This window comes from Pseudomonas benzenivorans (assembly GCF_024397895.1).
GTDB classification, from domain to species: domain Bacteria; phylum Pseudomonadota; class Gammaproteobacteria; order Pseudomonadales; family Pseudomonadaceae; genus Aquipseudomonas; species Aquipseudomonas benzenivorans_A.
Genome location: NZ_CP073346.1, coordinates 1,875,579 through 1,894,826 on the forward strand (window position 1 = coordinate 1,875,579; position 19,248 = coordinate 1,894,826).

General features: G+C 70.0%; 13 protein-coding genes and 1 pseudogene. 8 read left to right on the top strand and 6 right to left on the bottom strand.

Translation table 11 applies throughout. The annotated features are described in order from the left end of the window. The first annotated feature begins 164 nt into the window (after positions 1 to 164). The 3 genes from KDW96_RS08840 to KDW96_RS08850 all read left to right on the top strand — a co-directional run bounded on the left by KDW96_RS08840 (position 165) and on the right by KDW96_RS08850 (position 3,805). Positions 165 to 1,652 carry a SulP family inorganic anion transporter gene (locus KDW96_RS08840; RefSeq protein ID WP_255840499.1) on the top strand — a complete coding sequence of 496 codons (1,488 nt, stop codon included), beginning with the start codon at positions 165 to 167 and terminating at the stop codon, positions 1,650 to 1,652. 11 nt (positions 1,653 to 1,663) lie between these two features. After that, entirely contained in the window at positions 1,664 to 2,515 is an 852-nt protein-coding gene (locus KDW96_RS08845; protein ID WP_255840052.1) for a universal stress protein, read from the top strand. 168 nt (positions 2,516 to 2,683) lie between these two features. Beyond that, positions 2,684 to 3,805, top strand: coding sequence for a GGDEF domain-containing protein (locus tag KDW96_RS08850; RefSeq protein ID WP_255840053.1), 1,122 nt, complete (start codon positions 2,684 to 2,686; stop codon positions 3,803 to 3,805). A gap of 25 nt (positions 3,806 to 3,830) precedes the next feature. Here the strand turns inward: KDW96_RS08850 and KDW96_RS22220 are convergent, their stop codons facing one another. Next, the gene (locus KDW96_RS22220) at positions 3,831 to 4,568 is read right to left on the bottom strand and encodes a methyl-accepting chemotaxis protein (RefSeq protein WP_370295443.1); all 738 of its coding nucleotides are present in this window, start codon (positions 4,566 to 4,568) and stop codon (positions 3,831 to 3,833) included. Positions 4,569 to 4,745: 177 nt separating this feature from the next. Beyond that, a pseudogene (locus KDW96_RS22225) lies at positions 4,746 to 5,762 on the bottom strand (cache domain-containing protein); the annotation flags it as partial. 458 nt (positions 5,763 to 6,220) lie between these two features. Between KDW96_RS22225 and KDW96_RS08860 the strand changes: the two are divergent. Continuing rightward, on the top strand, positions 6,221 to 6,958 hold the full coding sequence (locus KDW96_RS08860; protein WP_255840055.1) for an AzlC family ABC transporter permease: 738 nt from the start codon (positions 6,221 to 6,223) through the stop codon (positions 6,956 to 6,958). After that, positions 6,955 to 7,281: an AzlD domain-containing protein gene (locus KDW96_RS08865; RefSeq protein WP_255840056.1), complete on the top strand. Its 327-nt coding sequence runs from the start codon at positions 6,955 to 6,957 to the stop codon at positions 7,279 to 7,281. The genes KDW96_RS08860 and KDW96_RS08865 overlap by 4 nt, the downstream gene beginning before the upstream one ends. Here the strand turns inward: KDW96_RS08865 and KDW96_RS08870 are convergent. Continuing rightward, complete coding sequence (locus KDW96_RS08870) at positions 7,272 to 8,291, bottom strand: zinc-dependent alcohol dehydrogenase family protein (RefSeq protein WP_255840057.1); 1,020 nt, start codon at positions 8,289 to 8,291, stop codon at positions 7,272 to 7,274. The genes KDW96_RS08865 and KDW96_RS08870 overlap by 10 nt on opposite strands. A gap of 96 nt (positions 8,292 to 8,387) precedes the next feature. Between KDW96_RS08870 and KDW96_RS08875 the strand changes: the two genes are divergently transcribed. Beyond that, positions 8,388 to 9,296, top strand: coding sequence for a LysR family transcriptional regulator (locus tag KDW96_RS08875; RefSeq protein WP_255840058.1), 909 nt, complete (start codon positions 8,388 to 8,390; stop codon positions 9,294 to 9,296). Positions 9,297 to 9,340: 44 nt separating this feature from the next. Here the strand turns inward: KDW96_RS08875 and KDW96_RS08880 are convergent, their stop codons facing one another. After that, positions 9,341 to 10,378: a GlxA family transcriptional regulator gene (locus tag KDW96_RS08880; RefSeq protein ID WP_255840059.1), complete on the bottom strand. Its 1,038-nt coding sequence runs from the start codon at positions 10,376 to 10,378 to the stop codon at positions 9,341 to 9,343. A 122-nt stretch (positions 10,379 to 10,500) separates the two neighbouring features. Between KDW96_RS08880 and KDW96_RS08885 the strand changes: the two genes are divergently transcribed. Continuing rightward, positions 10,501 to 11,082, top strand: a complete 582-nt coding sequence (locus KDW96_RS08885; protein ID WP_255840060.1) for an OsmC family protein — start codon at positions 10,501 to 10,503, stop codon at positions 11,080 to 11,082. 243 nt (positions 11,083 to 11,325) lie between these two features. On the opposite strand, the gene pbpC is transcribed toward KDW96_RS08885, so the two are convergent. Next, positions 11,326 to 13,683: a peptidoglycan glycosyltransferase PbpC gene (pbpC, locus tag KDW96_RS08890; RefSeq protein WP_255840061.1), complete on the bottom strand. Its 2,358-nt coding sequence runs from the start codon at positions 13,681 to 13,683 to the stop codon at positions 11,326 to 11,328. A 160-nt stretch (positions 13,684 to 13,843) separates the two neighbouring features. Here pbpC and KDW96_RS08895 point away from each other — a divergent pair, with 160 nt between their 5' ends. Further along, positions 13,844 to 14,137, top strand: a complete 294-nt coding sequence (locus KDW96_RS08895) for a hypothetical protein (RefSeq protein WP_255840062.1) — start codon at positions 13,844 to 13,846, stop codon at positions 14,135 to 14,137. 37 nt (positions 14,138 to 14,174) lie between these two features. On the opposite strand, the gene KDW96_RS08900 is transcribed toward KDW96_RS08895, so the two are convergent. Beyond that, complete coding sequence (locus KDW96_RS08900) at positions 14,175 to 19,085, bottom strand: alpha-2-macroglobulin family protein (RefSeq protein WP_255840063.1); 4,911 nt, start codon at positions 19,083 to 19,085, stop codon at positions 14,175 to 14,177. Between the last annotated feature and the right edge of the window lie 163 nt (positions 19,086 to 19,248).

A 19,248-nucleotide genomic window follows, 5' to 3' on the forward strand; every position in this document is an offset into this window, starting at 1 on the left:
GATCCGCCTAAGCTCAGTTGCGTCGAACCCTTCGCGCCAGGTGCGCGCCCCATCCGGGCCGCGCGCATGTCCGTACCGGGTCCTGGCCCCTTGCGCCCTCTGTCGCTCACCCGCTCCACCTTCGGCTTGTTCATGCCGACGGAGCACAGCCCATGGAACAGCCGATGCTGCACAGCCTGAAACAAACCTGGTTATTCAACATCCGCGGCGACGTACTCGCCGGCCTGGTGGTCGCCCTGGCGCTGATCCCGGAGGCCATCGCCTTCTCGATCATCGCCGGGGTCGACCCCAAGGTCGGCCTCTATGCCTCCTTCTGCATCGCCGTGGTCATCGCCTTCATCGGCGGGCGGCCGGGGATGATTTCCGCCGCCACCGGGGCCATGGCCCTGGTCATGGTGACCCTGGTCAAGGAGCACGGCCTGCAGTACCTGCTGGCCGCCACCCTGCTCACCGGGGTGCTGCAGATCGGCGCCGGCTACCTGCGGCTCGGCAGCCTGATGCGCTTCGTCTCGCGCTCGGTGGTCACCGGCTTCGTCAACGCCCTGGCGATCCTGATCTTCATGGCCCAGTTGCCCGAGCTCACCAATGTGACCTGGCACGTCTACGCCATGACCGCCGCCGGCCTGGGCATCATCTACCTGTTCCCCTATGTGCCCAAGGTCGGCAAGGTCATCCCCTCGCCGCTGGTGTGCATCCTGTCGATGACCGCCGTGGCCATGATCATGGGCCTGGACATCCGCACCGTCGGCGACATGGGCGAGCTGCCGGATACCCTGCCGATCTTCCTCTGGCCGGACGTACCGCTGAGCTTCGAGACCCTGGCGATCATCTTCCCCTACGCCGCCGCCCTGGCGGTGGTCGGCCTGCTGGAGTCGATGATGACCGCCACCATCATCGACGACCTGACCGACACCAACAGTGACAAGAACCGCGAGTGCAAGGGCCAGGGCGTGGCCAACATCGCCTCCGGCCTGCTCGGCGGCATGGCCGGCTGCGCGATGATCGGCCAGTCGGTGATCAACGTGAAATCCGGCGGCCGCGGTCGCCTGTCGACCCTGGTGGCCGGCGCGGTGCTGCTGCTGATGGTGGTGTTCCTCAGCGACTGGGTCAGCCAGATCCCCATGGCCGCCCTGGTGGCGGTGATGATCATGGTGTCGATCGGTACCTTCAGCTGGGACTCGCTGCGCAACCTCAAGAGCTTCCCGCTGTCGACCAACCTGGTGATGCTGGCCACCGTGGCGGTCACCGTGTACACCCACAACCTGGCCTATGGTGTGTTCGTCGGCGTGCTGCTGGCGGCGCTGTTCTTCGCCAACAAGATCGGCCACTTCCTGTACATCGACTCCGAGATCGATGCCGACGGCACCCAGCGCCGCTACAGGGTGGTCGGTCAGGTGTTCTTCGCCTCCGCCAACAAGTTCGTCGGCGCCTTTGACTTCAAGGAGGCCCTTGATAAGGTCGTGATCGACCTGTCGCGCGCGCACTTCTGGGACATCACCGCCGTCGAATCCCTGGACAAGGTGGTGCTCAAGCTGCGCCGCGAAGGCACGCAAGTCGAAGTTCTGGGCCTCAACGAGGCCAGCGCCACCATCGTCGACCGCTTCGGCGTGCACGATAAGCCGGATGCCGTCGACAACCTGATGGGCCACTAAGGAGCAACAGCATGAGCCACGTAATGGCATGCATCGACGCCTCGCCCGCCGCCCCGGCCGTGTGCGACTACGCCGCCTGGGCCAGCCAGCGCCTGGACGCGCCGCTGAGTTTCCTCCATGTGCTGGACCCGGTGCAGTACCCGCAACAGAGTGACCTGTCCGGCGCCATCGGCCTGGGCAGCCGCGAGCATCTGCTCGAGGAGCTGGCCGAGCTGGACGAGAAGCGCAGCAAGCTGGCCCTGGAGCAGGGTCATCTGATGCTCGAGGCCGCCAAGGCCCGCGCCGCGGCCGCCGGCGTCGCCGAGGCCCAGCTGCGCCAGCGCCACGGCGACCTGGTCGACAGCCTGGCCGAGCTGCAGCAGGACATCCGCCTGCTGGTGATCGGCCGCCAGGGTGAGGCCAGCGCCAGCCAGACCGAGCAGGTCGGCAGCCACCTGGAGAATGCCATCCGCACCCTGCAGCGGCCGATCCTGGTCAGCTGCGGCGCGTTCAAGGCGCCGCAGAGCTATATGTTTGCCTTCGACGGCAGCGCCACCGCGCGCAAGGGCGTCGAACTGCTCGCCGCAAGCCCCCTGCTCAGGGGCCTGCCTTGCCACCTGGTGATGGTCGGCGCCGACACCAACGATGCCTGGGAACAGCTCAAGGCCGCCGAACGGACCCTGCAGGGTTCGGCCAGCGAGGTGCACCTGGCGATCCGCGCCGGGGAGGTCGAGCCGACCCTGCACGCCTACCAGGCCGAGCACGGCATCGACCTGCTGGTGATGGGCGCCTATGGCCACTCGCGGATTCGCCAGTTCCTGGTCGGCAGCACCACCAGCCACCTGCTGCGCTCCAGCAACAGCCCGCTGCTGATCCTGCGCTAACCCAGACGCAGCAGCGCCCTCCCCTCGCGGCCGAATCGTCCTGATTCGGCCGCGACACCCCGTCCGCCCCGGGATTACGCCCGCCAAGCGCCATTATATGGCCACTATCCGATGCCGACGCCCAGGAAACGCTATGCTCTTACTCGGCTGCTTTAGTGATTACTTGCCATGACGCCTAGCGATATCCCTCAGGACCCCACGGCCTTTGCCCACTGGCGCGAAGCTCAGGACCTGCGTGCGCGCTCGCACCTGGCCGGGCTCTATTACCTGGTCGCCTGGCTGCTGGTGTGGATGATGAGCGCCGAGCCGACCGAGCATCTGGTGTTCGGCTTGGCCGGCACCGCCTGCTTCGGTTCGCTGTTGATCCTGCGCCTGGCGCACCGCTTGCCCGAGCAGAACACCCAGGCCCTGCTGCAGCGCTGGCTCAATCGCCAGTGGACGCTGATCCTGCTGGGCGCCCTGGCCTGGGGCCTGGCACTGGGCTGGATCATCCACAGCAGCGAGTTCGAGGAATCGCGCGTCATCGCGATCATGGCCACCATCGCCTTCAGCACCGCCAGCGTCTATCACCTGGCCATGCGCCGCTACCTGTCCATGCTGCTCCTGCCCCTGCTCTATGCACCCGGACTGCTGGCCCTGCTCCTGGACTGGCATACGCAGCGGGGCCACTTCGTCGCCCTGGTCGCCTACCTCAGCTACCTGGTGCTCGCCCTCAACCGCAACCGGCAGATGTACCGCGACCACCTGGCCCTGGAACTCAAACTGCTCGAGCAACAGCAGAGCCTGGAACAGCTCAGCCGCACCGACAGCCTCACCCAGTTGGGCAACCGCTACCAGTTCAACAGCCTGTTCCCGGTGATGGTGGCCAACGCCCACCGCCAGAGCGAGCCGCTGTCCCTGGTGCTGCTGGATATCGATTTCTTCAAGCGGATCAACGACGAGTACGGCCACACCTGCGGTGATGCCTGCCTCAGCGCCTTCGCCGAGCGCATGCGCGAGGTGTTCCGCCGCGACAGCGACGCCTTGCTGCGCCTGGGCGGCGAAGAGTTCGGCGTGCTGATGCCCAACACCCCGCTGGAACAGGCCCGCCAGCTGGCGGAGAGTTTCCGCCAGGAGCTGATGCAGCAAGGCTTCAACGTACAGGGCAACACCCTGCCGCTGACCGCCAGCCTCGGCGTCGGCTGCTTCGCCCCGGAGCGCGACAGCAGCGCCGAGGCCTTCTTCAAGCGCGTCGACGACGCCCTCTACCTGGCCAAGGACGCCGGCCGCAACCGCCTGGCCCTGGCCTGAGCGGGCCGGCAACCGGCCCCGAACACTAGAGGCGGAAGCTGCCCATCTGCTTGGCCAGGTCCTCGGCCAGCGCGCTCAGGCTGCGGCAGTCCTCGCGGCAGCTCAGCACTTCCCCGGCCGTGGCATGGGCCAGGTCGGCGATGCCCTGGACGTTGCGGTTGATCTCCTCGGTCACCGACGACTGCTCCTCGGTCGCCGCGGCCACCTGGGTGTTCATGTCGCTGATCTTCTCCACCTGCTCGGTGATGGCGCCGAGCGACTGGCCGGTGCGCTGGCTGGCCTGCACCCCGGTACCGGTGGCGGCCTGACCGGCGTGCATCGAGTTGACCGCGGTTTCCGCGCCCTGCTTGAGACGCTGGATCATGTCCTGGATCTCGTCGGTGGAGCTCTGGGTGCGGCTGGCCAGGGTGCGCACCTCGTCGGCGACCACGGCGAAGCCGCGGCCCATCTCGCCGGCCCGCGCCGCCTCGATGGCGGCGTTGAGGGCCAGCAGGTTGGTCTGCTCGGAGATGCCGCGGATCACCGCCAGCACCTGGTCGATGGACGCCACCTGACCAGCCAGCTCGCTGACCGCCTCGGCCGCGCCGCCGATGTCGGTGGACATCTTCTCGATGTGGGCGATCGACTGGCCGACCACCTGACGCGCCCCCTGGGCCTCGTCGCGGGCGCTGTGGGAGGCCTGGGCGGCGCTGCTGGCATTGCGCGCGATCTCCTGCACGGTGAGGCCCATCTCGTGCACCGCGGTGGCCACCATGTCGGTCATTTCCTGCTGGCGACCGGCGCGGCCGGCGGTGTTCTCCACCACCTGGGCGACCTGGCCGACGGCGCTGCGCAGACGCTCGCTGGTGGTCAGCACATCGCCGATCAGACTGCGCTGGCTGCCGATGAAGCGGTTGAAGCCGCGGGCCAGGTCGCCCAGCTCGTCGGCCCGCGACTCGTCCAGGCGGCGGGTCAGGTCGCCGCCGCCACCGCCGATCTCCACCAGCGCCGCGGTGACCTGGCGGATCGGCCGCACCAGACCGCGGGCCAGCAGCACCACCAGGCCGAGGAACAGCAGGGCCACGCCCACGCCGATCAGGCTGCTCATCCACAGCGCCTGGCGCGCCTCGGCGTAGATCTCCGCCTCGGGAATCTCGCTGACCAGCAACCAGTCCAGCGCCTGCAGCGGCTGGGCGATGGCCAGGAAGGCCTCGCCGTCGCGCTCGAAGCGCAGGGCCTCGCGGCGCTTGCCGAGCAGGCCGCCGGCCGCCTCGCTGCCGACCAGCTGCGCCAGCTCGCGGCTGTCGTTGAGTTCCGACTGCGGATGCACCTTGACCCGGCCGTCGGCGCTGACCAGATAGACCCGCCCGGCCTCGCCGAAACGGAAGTCGCGAATCATCTCGGACATGGCGCTGAGGCTGAAGCCGAGGCCGGCCACGCCCAGGGTCTTGCCGCCGACCGCGACCCGCTGGTTGATGAACAGGGTCGGCTGGCGGGTGCTCTGATCGATGTCGATATCCAGCGAGCGCTCCTTGCCGCTGTCGACGAAGCCGTAGAACCAGCCGTTGTCCGCCGGGCCACGGGTCAGGGTGCGCTTGAGCCCCTCGCCGGTGTAGTAGTAGCCGCTGTCCAGGCTGACGATAAAGGTGGTCAGGGCCTTCTGCTGCGCCTGCACGCCGGCCAGGTAGCGGGCGAAGGCGTCGCGCTGGGCGGCATCCTCACCGCTGCTCAGCCATTCCGCCACCAGGCTGTTCTGGGCGATGCCACGCGCCGCAGTGAGCGGCTCGGCGAGCACCCGTTCGAGGTCGTTGCGAATCGCCAGGATGCTCGCCGGCAGCGCCTCCTCGACCAGGTAGCGCTCGGCCAGGCGATTGACCACTGCGGTATAGATACCCACCACGATGAGGATGCTGGCGAGCAGCGCCGCACCCATGCTGAGGATCAACTGCCACTGAATACTGCGTTGCCAGAGGCGCATGGAGGCTCTCCCGTTGTTATTGTCGGATCACGGACGGTAGTTATTTTGGATACAGCATTGTGCACAAATTACCGATTTGTGACAGCCATGCTCCTTTATCGACGCCTGCCAGGCAGAGTTGAACGGGACGGGCGGCGGGCCGACGTATGGTTGCCCAGGAGACCGAGGCGAGCCGCTGAAACAGGCCGGCCATGGGCCGCCAGCGGCGCGCGCGTAAGGCCAGTGGGCGGATTGAGTCGCCCCGGGCCGAGCTGTGCATACCGGGGTCGCGACAGCCCCAGGCATGCCCACGCAGCGGGCCTGCCGGGGTGCAATTCTGCGTCGTGCATGGAACAGCAGCAGCGCGCGCGGCGCCCTAAGCTTGTGCCCCGCCCCAGCACCGAGGCGTCTCTTGCAAGCGCCGGACTCAGGCGCCTGTGCCGGCCCGCACTCACAGACAGGTAACGTCAGGAGACTCCATGGCCTTTTCCACAAACCCGGCCTTCCGTGCCGGCGCCAAGGCGGTCGCGCCCCTGCTTCCGGGGTTGGTTCCGTTCGGCATGATCGCCGGCATCGCCGCCATCGACGCCGGACTGTCCCCCGGGGCCGCCCTGGCCATGTCGTTCGTGATCTTCGCCGGAACGGCGCAGCTGGTGGCCGCGCAGCTGATGGGCCTCGGCACCTTGCCGCTGGTCATCATCCTCACCGCCCTGGTCATCAACGCGCGCTTCATCATGTACAGCGCCTCGATCGCCCCGCACTTTCAGGGCCTGAGCGGGCGTTGGCGCTGGCCCATGGCCTACCTGCTCACCGACCAGGCCTACGCGCTGAGCATCACCCGCTACACCCTCGAGCCCCAGGCCCCGGCCAAGCACCTCTATTACCTGGGCGCGGGGCTGCCGTTGTGGCTGGTCTGGGTGGCGTCCTGCGCCGCCGGCATCTTTCTCGGCGCCGGGGTGCCGGCGAGCTGGTCCCTGGAGTTCACCATCCCGCTGTCCTTCCTGGTGCTGCTGATTCCGTCGATCCGCGACCTGGCGACCCTGGCGGCGGCCCTGGTCGGCGGTGTGGTGGCGGTGGCGGCGGCCGGCCTGCCCCTCAACCTGGGCCTGTTCCTGGCGGCCGCCAGCGGCATCGCCGCCGGCCTGCTGGTGGAACGGCTGCAGCCGCCCGCCCCGCCGCCCATCGACACCCGCCCGCCCGCGAAGGACGCCCAATGACCAGCGACACCACCGCCTGGCTGATCATTCTCGCCATCGGCGTCGGCACCTACGCCCTGCGCCTGTCGTTCATCGAGCTGCTCGGCCGGGCCAGCCCGCCTCCCTACCTGCAACGCGCCCTGCGTTTCGTCCCGGCCGCGGTGATGGCGGCCCTGGTGCTGCCGGCCCTGGTCAACCTCGACGGCGCCCGCGACCTGTCCCTGGGCAACGAGCGCCTGCTGGCCGGCGCCCTGGCCGCCTTCGTCGCCTGGCGCACGCGCCAGGTGTTGCTCACCCTGGCGGTGGGCATGGCCGCACTCTGGTTGCTCCAGGCCTATGCCTGAGCCGCCCGGGCCGGCTCGGCGGCCGGGATGTCGACCACCACCTTGCCGACCGCCGCCCCGCTCTCCAGGCGCCGGTGCGCCGCCGGCAGCTCGGCCAGATCAAAGCGTTCGGCGTCCAGCAACGGCGTGATCCGCCCGTCATCGGCCAGACGCGCCAGTTCCCGGAGGATCTCGCCATGCCGGGCGCGCTCCAGATCGTGCAGCATGGGGATCAGCATGAACACGATATGGAGGCTCAAGCCCTTGGCGAACGCGGCGCTGAGGTCGTAGCTCTGCCGCGCCACCAGGGTCACCACCTGCCCTTGCGGTCGCGCCGCCTGGATGGCGAGGTTCAGGTTATCGCCGCCAACCGCATCGAACACCAGGTCGAAACCCAGCCCGTCGGTCAGGCGCTCGACGTAGTCGTCCGGGCCTTCGTCGCGGTACAGCACCACCTCATCGGCGCCCAACGAACGGGCCACGGCGGCCTTCTTCGGCGTCGACACCACCGCCGAGACGTGGGCGCCGCACGCCTTGGCGATCTGCACGGCGAAGTGACCGACGCCACCCGTTGCCCCGTACACCAGCACCCGCTGCCCCGCCCGTACCCGCGCCCGATCCACCAGCCCCTCATAGGCGGTGATCCCCGCCAGGGGCAGCGCCGCCGCCTGGCGCAGACTCAAACTGGGAGGGCGGCGCGCGAGCAAGTGCACATCGGCCGCGATGTACTCTGCATAGCTGCCGTGCATACCACGCACCCCGCCGGCGCAGCCGAACACCTGATCGCCGATGGCAAACGCGCTGACGCCAGCGCCCAGCGCCACCACCTCGCCGGCCACATCGGCGCCGAGCACGGCCGGCAGCTCTGGCCCGAGGGCCGAGCCGTTCAGGCGGATCTTGCAGTCCGCCGGGTTCACGCTGGTGGCGTGCAAGCGCACCAGCACCTCGCCGGGGCCCGGCTGCGGTTGGGGCCAATCCTGGTAGCTGAACTGCTCGGGTTCGCCCGGCCGATAGAGCACCTGCGCTTTCATGGGGATGCCTCCTGGGTTGTTTGCGCCAGTGTATTAACCTGACAAGAACAGGTTAATCGACCAATATCAGGCAGCTCTGTTCGAGATTATTTGAAAATGAACGAAGACGATCTGCGCCTGTTCCTGCGTATAGCCAGCCTCGGCACGCTCAGCGCCGCCGCCCGCGAGGCGCACCTGTCGCCGGCGGTGGTCAGCCACCGCCTGGCCCAGCTGGAGAAACAGTTGGGGGTGCGACTGTTTCATCGCACCACCCGCGCCCTCAGCCTCAGCGAAGACGGCCGGGTGTTTGCCCGCTACGCGGAAACCCTGGTCGAGACCATGGCCGAGGCGCGCGCTGCAGTGGCCGCACCGAACCAGCAGCCGAGCGGCTCCCTGCGTGTCACCTGCTCGGCCTCCTTCGGCCGCCAGCACCTGGGACCAGCCCTGGCGGCCTTTCTCGAGCGCTACCCGAGCCTGAAGGTCGACCTGCAGCTGTCCGACCAGATCGTCGACCTGGTGCAGGACGGCTTCGACCTCGGTATCCGCATCGCCCCCGTCATCGAGCCGGGCCTGGTCGCCCGCAAGCTGGCCGACAGCACCCGGATACTCTGCGCCGCGCCGCGCTACCTCGCCCGCCACGGCGCGCCAGAAGTCCCCCGCGACCTGGCCCGGCACCAGTGCCTGGTGCTGCACGAGCAGAACACCTGGACCCTGTGCCACGCCAATGGCGAGAAGTCCGCAGTGCACGTCAGCGGCCCCCTGCGCAGCAACCACGGCGAAAGCCTGCGCGACGCGTCCCTCAGCGGCCAAGGCATCAGCATCCAGTCGCTGTGGAGCATCCACCGCGAGCTGGCCGACGGCAGCCTGGTGCCGGTGCTCGCCGATTACCCCCTCGATGCCCAGTCGAGCATCTGGGCGGTCTACCCCAGCGGCCGCCTGCTCGCCGCCAAGGTGCGCTGCTTTATCGACTTTCTGCTGCAGCGCTGGGCCGATCCGCCCTGGCAGTCCCACGGCCGAACGCCCTGACGCCTGCCGCGATGGCGCCCTCAGGTGGCGGGCCGGCCTGAGTGTCAGCCCTCAGGCTCCGAGGCCTTCAACACCGGATGGAACAGGCGACGGTACTGGCTGGGGGTGAGGCCCGTGCAGCGCTTGAACAACCGGCGAAAGAAGGAAGGGTCGTCGTAGCTGACGGCGGCGCTGATCTCGTCCACCGGCAGCGCGCCGGACTCCAGCAGGCGCTTCGCCTCTTCGATCCGCAGGTTCTGCAGGTACTCGATCAGCGAGCTGCCGGTCGCCGCCTTGAAGCGTCGCTTCAGGGTGCGTTCGGGCACTTGCGCCTGCGCGACCACACCATGGATCACCCCGCTGGCGCGGAAGTGCTCGGCCAGCCATTCCTCGCAGGCGCGCACCACGTTATCGCCGTGCAGCGTGCGGCGGACCAGGGACTCGTAGGGCAGCTGGCCCTCGTCGTGCCACTTGAGCAGATAGACCTTGGCCACGCGCAGCGCCTCGCCCGGACTGCTGTGGCGGGCAATGATGTGAATGGCCAGGTCATGCCAGGAGGTCGTGCCTCCCGCGGTGACGATGCGCGCCGAACTGTTGGCGAACACCAGGTTCGGCTCCGGGCGAAAGCGCACCTCGGGGTAGCGCTTGCTGAACAGCTCCCGGTAGCCCCAATGGGAGGTGGCCTCACAGCCATCGAGCAGGCCGGTCTCGGCCAGCATGACGGCGCCGGAACAGGCGGAGTAGAGGGTGGCGCCCGCGGCATACTGGCGGCGGATCCAGGCCATCAGCTCGGGGTAGCGTCCGTGCAGGTCTTCATCGGGGCCCAGCCAGAGTTCGGGGAGGATCAGGATGCCCGCCCGGGGCTCGTCGGCAACCGCGCAGGCCGGCACCACGGGGATGCCGTTGCCGCAGGTGAAGGGCGCCTCGCAGGGCGAAACGATGTTCACCCGGAACAACGGGCGACCCGGCTCCGCGCTGACCAGGTTCTGCCACACCTGCCCCGCCGCCAGCAGCACGTCCACCATGCCGTAGAGGGACGAGCCCGCGGTCTCGGGAACCGCGACGATCAGGATATCCACAGGCCCCTGTTCTGAACGGTTCAAGGCGGCCTCCTCGCTCGGTGGCACGAATGCCCCTGTTTTGGCCAGAAGCCATCTTACTGCCGGGTGTTTGCGCGCCTATCGTAGATGCGCCGCTCCAAAAGCCAGCGGCGCCGGAGGACACCATGACAACCCAACAAAGCCAGACGCGCAACGGCCTGAACGTGCAGCAGATGGTGCAGACCGTCGAGGCCATCAAGAACGATCCAAGCTTGGCACGTTTCGAGTTCCGCGCACGCAACCAGTGGATCAACGGCGGCGAGAACCGCTCGACCATCAAGGATTTCTATGGCGCCGGGGCCGAGGACACCTCGCGCAGCGCCTCATTCGAGTTCATCAACGGCGAACCGCCGGTGCTGCTCGGCGGCAACGAGGGCGCCAACCCCGTCGAATTCCTGCTCCATGCCCTGGCCGGCTGCGTGACCACCACCACCGTGCTGCACGCCGCCGCCCGCGGCATCCAGATCCGCAGGCTCTCCACCGAACTGGTAGGCACTATCGACGTGCAGGGCTTGCTCGACCTGAATGCCTCGGTGCCGGTCGGCTACGAGCAGATTCGCATCAAGATGGACATCGAGGCCGACTGCAGCGATGCAGAACTGGACGACCTGCTCACGTTCGCCCAGGCGCACTCGCCGGTCTGCAACACCGTTTGCCGGCCGGTGCCGGTGACGGTTGAGCGGGTCAGGCACGCGAAGGCGGCCTGATACAAGGGGGGCTATTGGTCGTATCAGGTGCGCCGTCTGACGCTGCAGTATCGCGTTGCGGCGCTTTGAGAACGGGCAAGGAAAATGGAGCTGGGGACAGGGCTGCTGAACTGCCGGAACAGGCACGAAAATAGAACTGCCCCCATTCGCCCCCCCCCCCGCGTTGCAGTGCTTTCCTGATCCCGGACACCGACTCAGTCCATCGGCAATCACCAAGGCGCCGGCGCAACCTTACCCAGAGCTCTACTCATCCACGCGGAACTCCAGGCTCGCCGTCTGGCCACTTTCGTCCAATACGCTGAGCTGGTAGCGGCCGGAATTGGCGAACGCCTGGTCGAAGGCGGCGTCGGCGCCGGTTTCGCCCACGGGATGGCCGTCGACGAACCACCAGCGCCGGCCGCTGCCACCAATGGCCGACAGCTGCAGGCGCAACGGTTCGACCGTGGCGGCGGGACGCCGCAAGCGGTCGCCGTCGCTCACCCCGACGATGGACAAGGGCGCGACCTGACCGGCCTGGCGCGGCGCGCAGGTCGGGTCGATGGCCGGCAGGCGCGAGCTGCGCCGTTCGCGGCGCGGCAGCCAGGGCTCCAGCGGGGCCGGCCACAGGGCGATGCTGTGGGCCCGGGCGCCCAGGCAGCCGGCATCGACCCGCATGCCCTTGGCGTTGAGCCAGAGGGTTTCCTCGAGTCCCAGGCCCAGGGGCTGGTCCAGTGCCTGCAGGGTGGGCGGCGTGGTGCCGGCCAGGGTCCAGGCGAAGCGCTGGCGGCGGCAGTTCGGATCGCTGCGTTCGAGCGCCTGCCCCAGCGGCCAGCAGATCGCCGCCACGCCGACCTCGGCGGGCTGCGGCTGGACTGGCAGGCCGAGGCCGCGCTGGCTGTCGCGGTTGACCAGCAGGTCGTGCAGCTGCAGCAGCAGCGGCGCCGCCGAGGCCAGGCCGAACTGGCCGGGCACCGGGGTGCCGTCGGGCCGGCCGATCCACACCCCGATCACATGGCGCGGCGCCACGCCTATCGCCCAGGCATCGCGAAAGCCGTAGCTGGTGCCGGTCTTCCAGGCCAGGGCCGGGCGTTGTACCAGCTGCGCCCGCGGGTCGCGATCCGGCCGCGCCTGGCCGCTGAGGATGCGCCGCACTATCCAGGCCGCGCCGGGCGACAACAAGCGCCGCTCCTGCAGGGCGTCCTCGGGGCGCAGGCGCAGGCGCGCGGCCTTGCCGCCGCGGGCGAGGGCGCTGTAGCCGCTGACCAGGTCCTCCAGACGGCTGCCGACGCCGCCGAGAATCAGCGCCAGGTTCGGCTCGGCCAGGGGCGGCAGGGCCAGGGGCACGCCGGCATGCCGCAGCTCGCCGGCGAATCGCTTGGGCCCGTAGGCTTCCAGCAGCTGCACCGCCGGCAGGTTGAGGGAACTGGCCAGGGCCTGGCTGGCCGACACCGCGCCGCTGAAGCCGGCGGCGAAGTTGCCGGGCCGGTAATCGCCGTAGCGGCGCGGCACGTCCTGCAGCAGCGATTCGGAATGGATCAGCCCGGCGTCCAGGGCCAGGCCGTAAAGAAACGGCTTGAGGGTCGAGCCGGGCGAGCGCACGGCCTGGACCATGTCGACATGACCGAAGCGCCGGGCATCGCCAAGGTCCAGGGAACCGAGGTAGGCGCGCACCGCCATGCTCGGCACCTCGACCACCAGGATCGCCGCCGAGGTGCGCTCCGGCAGGCGCGCACGCCAGCCCAGCAGCAGGTCCTCCAGGCGCCGCTGCAAGGCCGCATCGAGGGTGCTGCGGATCAGCGGCGGGCTGCCCGGCACGTTCAGCCGCCGCGCCAGCAGCGGGGCCAGGCTGGGCTGGCGGCGCGGCGCCAGCAGCACCGCCTCCTCCAGGGCATCGCTGACCGCAGCCTGCGGCCACACGCCGAAACTGGCCAGGCGCCGCAGCACCTTGTCCCGCGCGGCCTGGGCCCGCTGCGGATGGCGGTCCGGGCGCAGGCGGCTGGGCGCCTGGGGCAGCACCGCCAGCAGAGCCGCCTCGGCGCGGGTCAGGCTGGCCGGCGACTTGCCCAGGTAGCTCCAGCTGGCCGCCGCCACGCCCTGCAGGGTGCCGCCGAAGGGCGCGCGGTTGAGGTACAGGCCGAGGATCTCCTCCTTGGACAGGTGCCACTCCAGCTGCAGGGTGCGCCACAGCTGCTTGAGCTTGCCGGCCAGCGAACGGTCATGGGGATCGAGCAGGCGCGCCACCTGCATCGACAGGGTGCTGCCGCCGGACACCACACGCCCGCCGCGCAGGTTCTGCCAGCTGGCGCGAACCAGGGCCAGGGGGTTGATGCCCGGGTGGTGGTAGAACCAGCGGTCCTCGTAGGTCAGCAGCGCCTGCAGGTAATAGGGCGAGACCTGATCGGCGGCCACCGGGTAACGCCACACCCCCTCGGCATCGGCGAAGCGCCACAGCGGCGTGCCGTCCTCGGCCAGCACCACCCGGGCCAGGTCGTCCTGCGGCAGCGGCAGGGGAAACAGCCGGTCGGCCAGCCACAGCGCGGCCAGCAGCACCAGCGGCGCGGCCAGCCAGCGCAGGCTGCGACGCCCCGGCAGGCGGCGCACGGCCCCGCTAGGCCCGCCCATGGCGCACCGCCCCTCGCGCGGCAGCGGGATCGCGCCGACGACCGCGCAAAGCGCCTGCGATCATCGCCAATGACTGGCACACTGAGCGCCAATCGCGACCAAGTGCCGCGCGCCGACCGGGGCGGGGCTTCGTGTTCGCAGGGCTTACGGGAACTATCAGATGCATGTAGAGAGCTTTTTCGAATGGCTGGGCCGGGCGCTTGGCGAGCTGATCCGTTTCATCGTCGAGGGCCTGAGCGGGTTTCTCGGAATTTTCGGCAGCGCGGTCAGCAGCTTTATCCATGGCATGTCCCAGGCCCTGGGGATCACTCCGTCGCTGCTCGGCATCGTCGTACTGGTGATAGGCCTGTTGCTCCTCTACGCGGCGCTGCGCGCCTTCCTGCGCCGCTCGATCATCGCCGGGCTGGTGTGGCTGTTCCTCGGCCTGTGGCTGCTCAGCGGCCTGATTCAATAGGCCCGGCCCGCCGCCCGTGGGGCGGGCCGCATCACCCTCAACGCTCCTTGACCACCAGGCGTCCCGGCGACTCGCCCAGGGCCTGCCAGTTCGGCCGGTACATCGATTCGACCTGCGGCGGCGGCACCCGGTAGCTGCCGGGGGTCACGGCGCGTGCCAGGTACAGCAGGTGGGCGGTGCCGTGGCCATCGAGGTCGAGGGCGGCGACGTAGCGATCGCCGCGAAACTCCTGATGCTTGAGCCGGGCATCGTGCATCGACCGCTGCCACTCCTGCACCGCGCTGCCGGCATCGGCCAGACTGGCGGCGCTCTGCGCCAGGTTCTGGTTCTCCAGCTCCAGGCCGGCCGGCAGCAGGTCGACCACCAGGGCGTCCGGCACCCGCTGCGTGGCGGCCACCGCCAGGTGCACCAGCACCAGCTCGCCACTGCGCAGGTCGCCGATGTCCAGCGGACGGCCGTCCATACCCAGGTATTCGCGGAAGATTCGCAGGTTCTCGCCACCGGCGCTCGGCGCCTGGGCCGGGTAGCCGGACAGGGTCAATTGCTGGTACAGCGGCTCGGTGCCCGTTGGGCTGATGCTCAGGGGGCCCGCCAGGTCCTCGCCCTCCAGCTTGATGCCGGACTGGCGGTCGCTCAGGTCGAAGGCGAAGGCCCCGCTGCGCAGCGCGGCCGTCCAGGCGGGCTCGGGCTTGCCGAGCAGACCGCGCCCGGCCAGGTACAGCGCGTTGCGCTCCTGGGTCGACAGCCAGCCCTGGGCGGCCACTTCGTCGGCCAGGGCGAACAGTCGCTGCTCGCGGCTGCCCGCCGCCAGCTCGTGCTCCTCCAGCAGCGCCAGGACCAGCGCCTGGTCGCGCAGGGCGCTGCCGTAGTCGGCCAACCAGCGGTCGCCGTCGCGGCTGCGTGTCAGGCCGGCGGCCAGGGCCTGCTCGGCGCGTGGCCGGTCGCCCATCGTCCGCAGGGCGACGGCCAGGTGCACCAGGGGCAAGCCGGAGCGGGCGTCGTCGCGGCGCTCGAACAGGCTGCGCAGGGCGCCCAGCGGCGCCTGCTGGCTGCGCGCCAGCACATAGCCGGCATAGGCCTGCACGGCGAAGCGGCTGTGGTTGGCGTTTTCGCTGAAGTCGACCTCGATCAGGTTGCGCTCCTGCAGGTAGCGCAACAGCCGCTCGTTGGCCTTCTTCAGGGCCTCGGCCGGCACGCCGAAACCCTGTTCGCGGGCCCGCAGGAGGAAATCGCTGACATAGGCGGTGAGCCAGAATTCCTCGTCACCGTCCGCGCCCCACAGGCCGAAGCTGCCGTTGTAGCGCTGCATGCCCAGCAGCCGCTCGATGCCCAGCTCGATGGCGCGGCGGCGCTGCTCCGGGGGCTCGGCCTGGATGCCGAGGCGCTGGAGGCTCGCCGCATCGGCATAGAGCGACGGATACAGGCCGCTGGTGGTCTGCTCCAGGCAGCCGTAGGGGTAGGCCTTGAGCGCGCGGATCTGCTCGCCGAGATTCAGCGGCGGGCGGCTGGACAGCACCAGGCGTGCCTGCAGGCCGGCCGGCTCGAAGGCCTGCAGGGCGCCGTCCGGCAGGTGCCAGGGTTGCCCCTCGAGCACCGCCCGGAACTGCCGCAACTGCGCCGGATAGGCCGGGCGCACCCCCAGGGTCCAGTCGCGACTGAAGGGCGGCAGCTGCTCGTCGGGCAGGCTCAGGCCCTGCACCTCGACGCGCACCCGGCCCTGGCCGTAGCCGCCGAGGGCGCGCACCGGGATGCGCAGGATGCGGCGTTCGCCCTTGGCCAGGCCGATCGCCCGTTCGCCATCGGCCGGCGCGGCCAGGCTCAGCTGCCCCGTCGCCCGCAACCGCACCTGTAGCTGCTGGGCCTGGCCGGACAGGTTGTGCAGGTCCAGCGCCAGGCTGGTCTCATCGCCACCGGCGAGGAAGCGCGGCGCCGACAGCTCGGCGATCAGCGGCGCGGCCACCCGGGTCTTGGCCTCGGCCACGCCGTAGCGCTCGTCGGTCCAGGCCTGGGCCATCAGGCGCAGCTCGCCGTTGAAGTCGGGGATGTCCAGGCTGACCTCGCCCTCGCCGCGCGCGTCCAGCAGCAGCGGCTGGCTCTGCTGGGCGACGATCAGCACGCTGGTGTCCGGGCGCTTGCCGCCGGCGGCCAACGCCGCGTCGCCACCGAAGGCCAGCTTGGCCACCCGGCCCTGACCGGCCTCGATCAGCTGGCCGTAGACGTCCAGCTGGTCGGCGCCATAGGCCTTGCGGCCGAACAGCGCGGCGAAGGGGTCGGGCGTGGGGTAGTCGGTGATATTGAGGATGCCGGCATCCACCGCCGCGACCAGCACCCGCGCCTGCTGCGCCGGGCTGCCGTCGGCGTTGCGCGCCTGCACCTTGATCGTCAGCGCCTGGTTGGGGCGCATCTGCGTCGCCGCCTCCAGGCTCAGCGCCAGCTGGCGCGGCGCGCGCTCGAGCGGCAGGTGCAGCAACCCCACCGCGCGCTTGGGCGTGGCGTTGCTCTGCCGCTCGCCGGGGCGAATGACCAGGGCGCTGATGTACAGGTCGTGGCGCGCCCAGTCGTGGGCAATGGGAATTTCGAACGCCTTGCCCGCGGCCGGCACCTCGATCTCCTGCCACCACAGCGGGCCGTCGCTGGACTCGACCAGCAGGTAGCCGCTGCCGGCGGCCGGCGGCGTCACCGTCACCCGGGCGCTGTCGCCGGCGACATAGGCCGGCTGGTCCAGGGCCAGCTTGACCTGGTCCGGACGCACCGCGCCGCCGCCGGCGTTGTCCTGCCAGCGGTAGCCGGCCCAGAAGCGCAGGCTGCTGAGCAGGCCGGTCTGGCCGTCTACCACCTCGACCCGGTACGGCCCCCACTCCACCGGGAAGCTGACCTTCGCCGTGCCGCCAGCGGCGACGCTGACGGGCTGCTCGCTGAGGGTCAGGTACTTCTCGTTGTAGTGATGGCTCCAGCCGTCGCGCTCGGAGAAGTTCCAGTAGTAGTCGCGGCGCTCGCGCACCAGGCGCACCGTCAGCTGCTCGGCGGCCAGCTTGCGGCCGACGGCGTCGGCCACCAGCACCTCGAACTCGGCCAGGCTGTCGGCGTCGACCTGCTCGCCGGCGAACAGCCCGCGCAGCCCCGGCAGGCGCTCGGCCGGCCACACCGGCTGCACCAGGCGGCGGGTGATGGGGCGACCGCCGGACTCCTGCAGGCTGGCCTGGAGGATCAGCTGCAGCGGCGACTTGGCCTCGCGCCAGCGGCTGTCAATCGCCAGGCGGGCCTGGCCCTGCTCGTCCAGCACGGTCTCCTCCAGCTCGATGTCCTGGCTCAGCTCCTGCTCGGTGATCGAGCCGAACTGGTAGCCCGGCAAGCCGGCCAGCGCCTCGCGCAGCGGCCGCACGTAGAGCTGGCCGCTGAGGCGGTTGCCGGCGGCCGGGGCGCCGTAGAGGTAGCGCCCGCTGACCGCGAACTCGGCGTCGTCCGCCGGCCTGAACGGTGCCTCGCGGCCCTTCAGCTCCAGCGCCAGGCGCTCGGGCAGGAAGTCCTCGACGGCGAACTCGTAGAGCTGCGGCTGGCCGTCGCCCAGGTCGAACAGCAGTTGCCAGCGCCCGGTCGGCGCCTCCTCGGCCAGGGCCAGGCGGTACTGGTAGAGGCCGGCGTCATCGGCCTGCCAGACGAACTTGCGGCTGACCTGTTCGTCCGGCCGGCGCACCTCGACGCTCACCGGCTGCGCCGGCACCGCGCGGCCATCGGCGTCGCGCAGCAGGCCGTTGAGCAGCACGGTCTCGCCCGGGCGGTAGAGATCCCGCGGGCCGAACACGAAGAACTGCAGGGGGTGCGCCCTGGGTCCGGCGATATCGAATTCGGCCAGGTCCAGGGCCGGCCCGGCCAGGCGCAGCAGACTGACCTGCTCGCCCTGGCGCGCCAGCAGCAGGTCGGCCTTCTTCGCCAGCGGCAGTTCGGCGTGGCCGGCCGCGTCGGTCTGGCCCACGGCCAGCTGGCGGCCCTTGTGGTCGAGCAGCTCCAGCTCGACTCCGGCCAGGGCCCGGCCGCCGTCCAGGGCCTGGGTGAACACGTCCAGACGCTTGCCGTAGCGGTGCGCGGACAGGCCGATGTCGCTGAGGCTGAACAGGGTGGCCGGCTGCGAGTAGGCGTAGCGGCCGGCCTCGCGCATCACGGCCAGGTACACCCCGGGCTGCTGGAACGGCGCCAGGCCGGCGATCGGCAGCAGCAGGGTCTCGCGGGTGTTGCGCGCGGGCTTGAGGTCGAAGCGTCCGCCATACACCAGCTCGGCCATCGGCAGCAGCTGCTGCGCCTCCCAGGTGTCCAGGTTGCTGCTACGCCCCCACTGGCCGAGAAAGCGCGGCAGGGCCTGGTCCTTGATGCGGAAGAACTCGACGTTGACCTGGTCGACGTTCAGGGCGATCACCGGCAGCCCCTCGGCCAGCCGGGTCGGCAGCAGCGAGCCGCGGCTGGCGAAGCCGACGCTGGGCTGCAGGTCGCGGGTTTGCAGGCGGCTGATATGTTCACCGGCCAGCGTCTTGCCGTTGATCCCGCGCAGCCCGGCATCCACGGTGAGCACCAGCTTGCGTCGCGGCTCCAGGTGGCGCAGGCGCAGCTCCATCAGATTGTCGGCCAGTTCCCAGGCGCCGTCGACCTTGCCCGCCTTGCTGTCGACCAGGTGCAGGCGCTCGGCGAAGGCCTGTTCGGGCTCCAGCGGCACCGAGAAGCTCACCGACAGAGCACTGGCGCCGTCCAGCTGGACCTCGGAGACATCCACCACACTCAGCTCGTGACCGGCATAGCGCGCGGCCAGGGCCTTGCGGTCGACCCGGGGCGGCGCCGGAGGCGCGCTGCTGGCCGGTGCCGACGCCGGCGTGGCGCTGACCTGGGCCGGCTCGGTGGCGGAATCACAGGCGCCGAGCAGGCTGAGGATAAGTGCCAGAAGCAATCCTTTGTTCGGCATCGCGGGCTCCAACTAGGGCGGGTGCTGGGCCGCACACTATAGCCGAGCGTGCCGCGCAGCGACGAGCGCGGACGGAGCAAAGCCGCGAGCGACGCACCGCCGGCGACGCCTTCGCCCTCGGGATTCCGCTACGGCCAGGCTCCCGGCCTATAATCGGCCATTT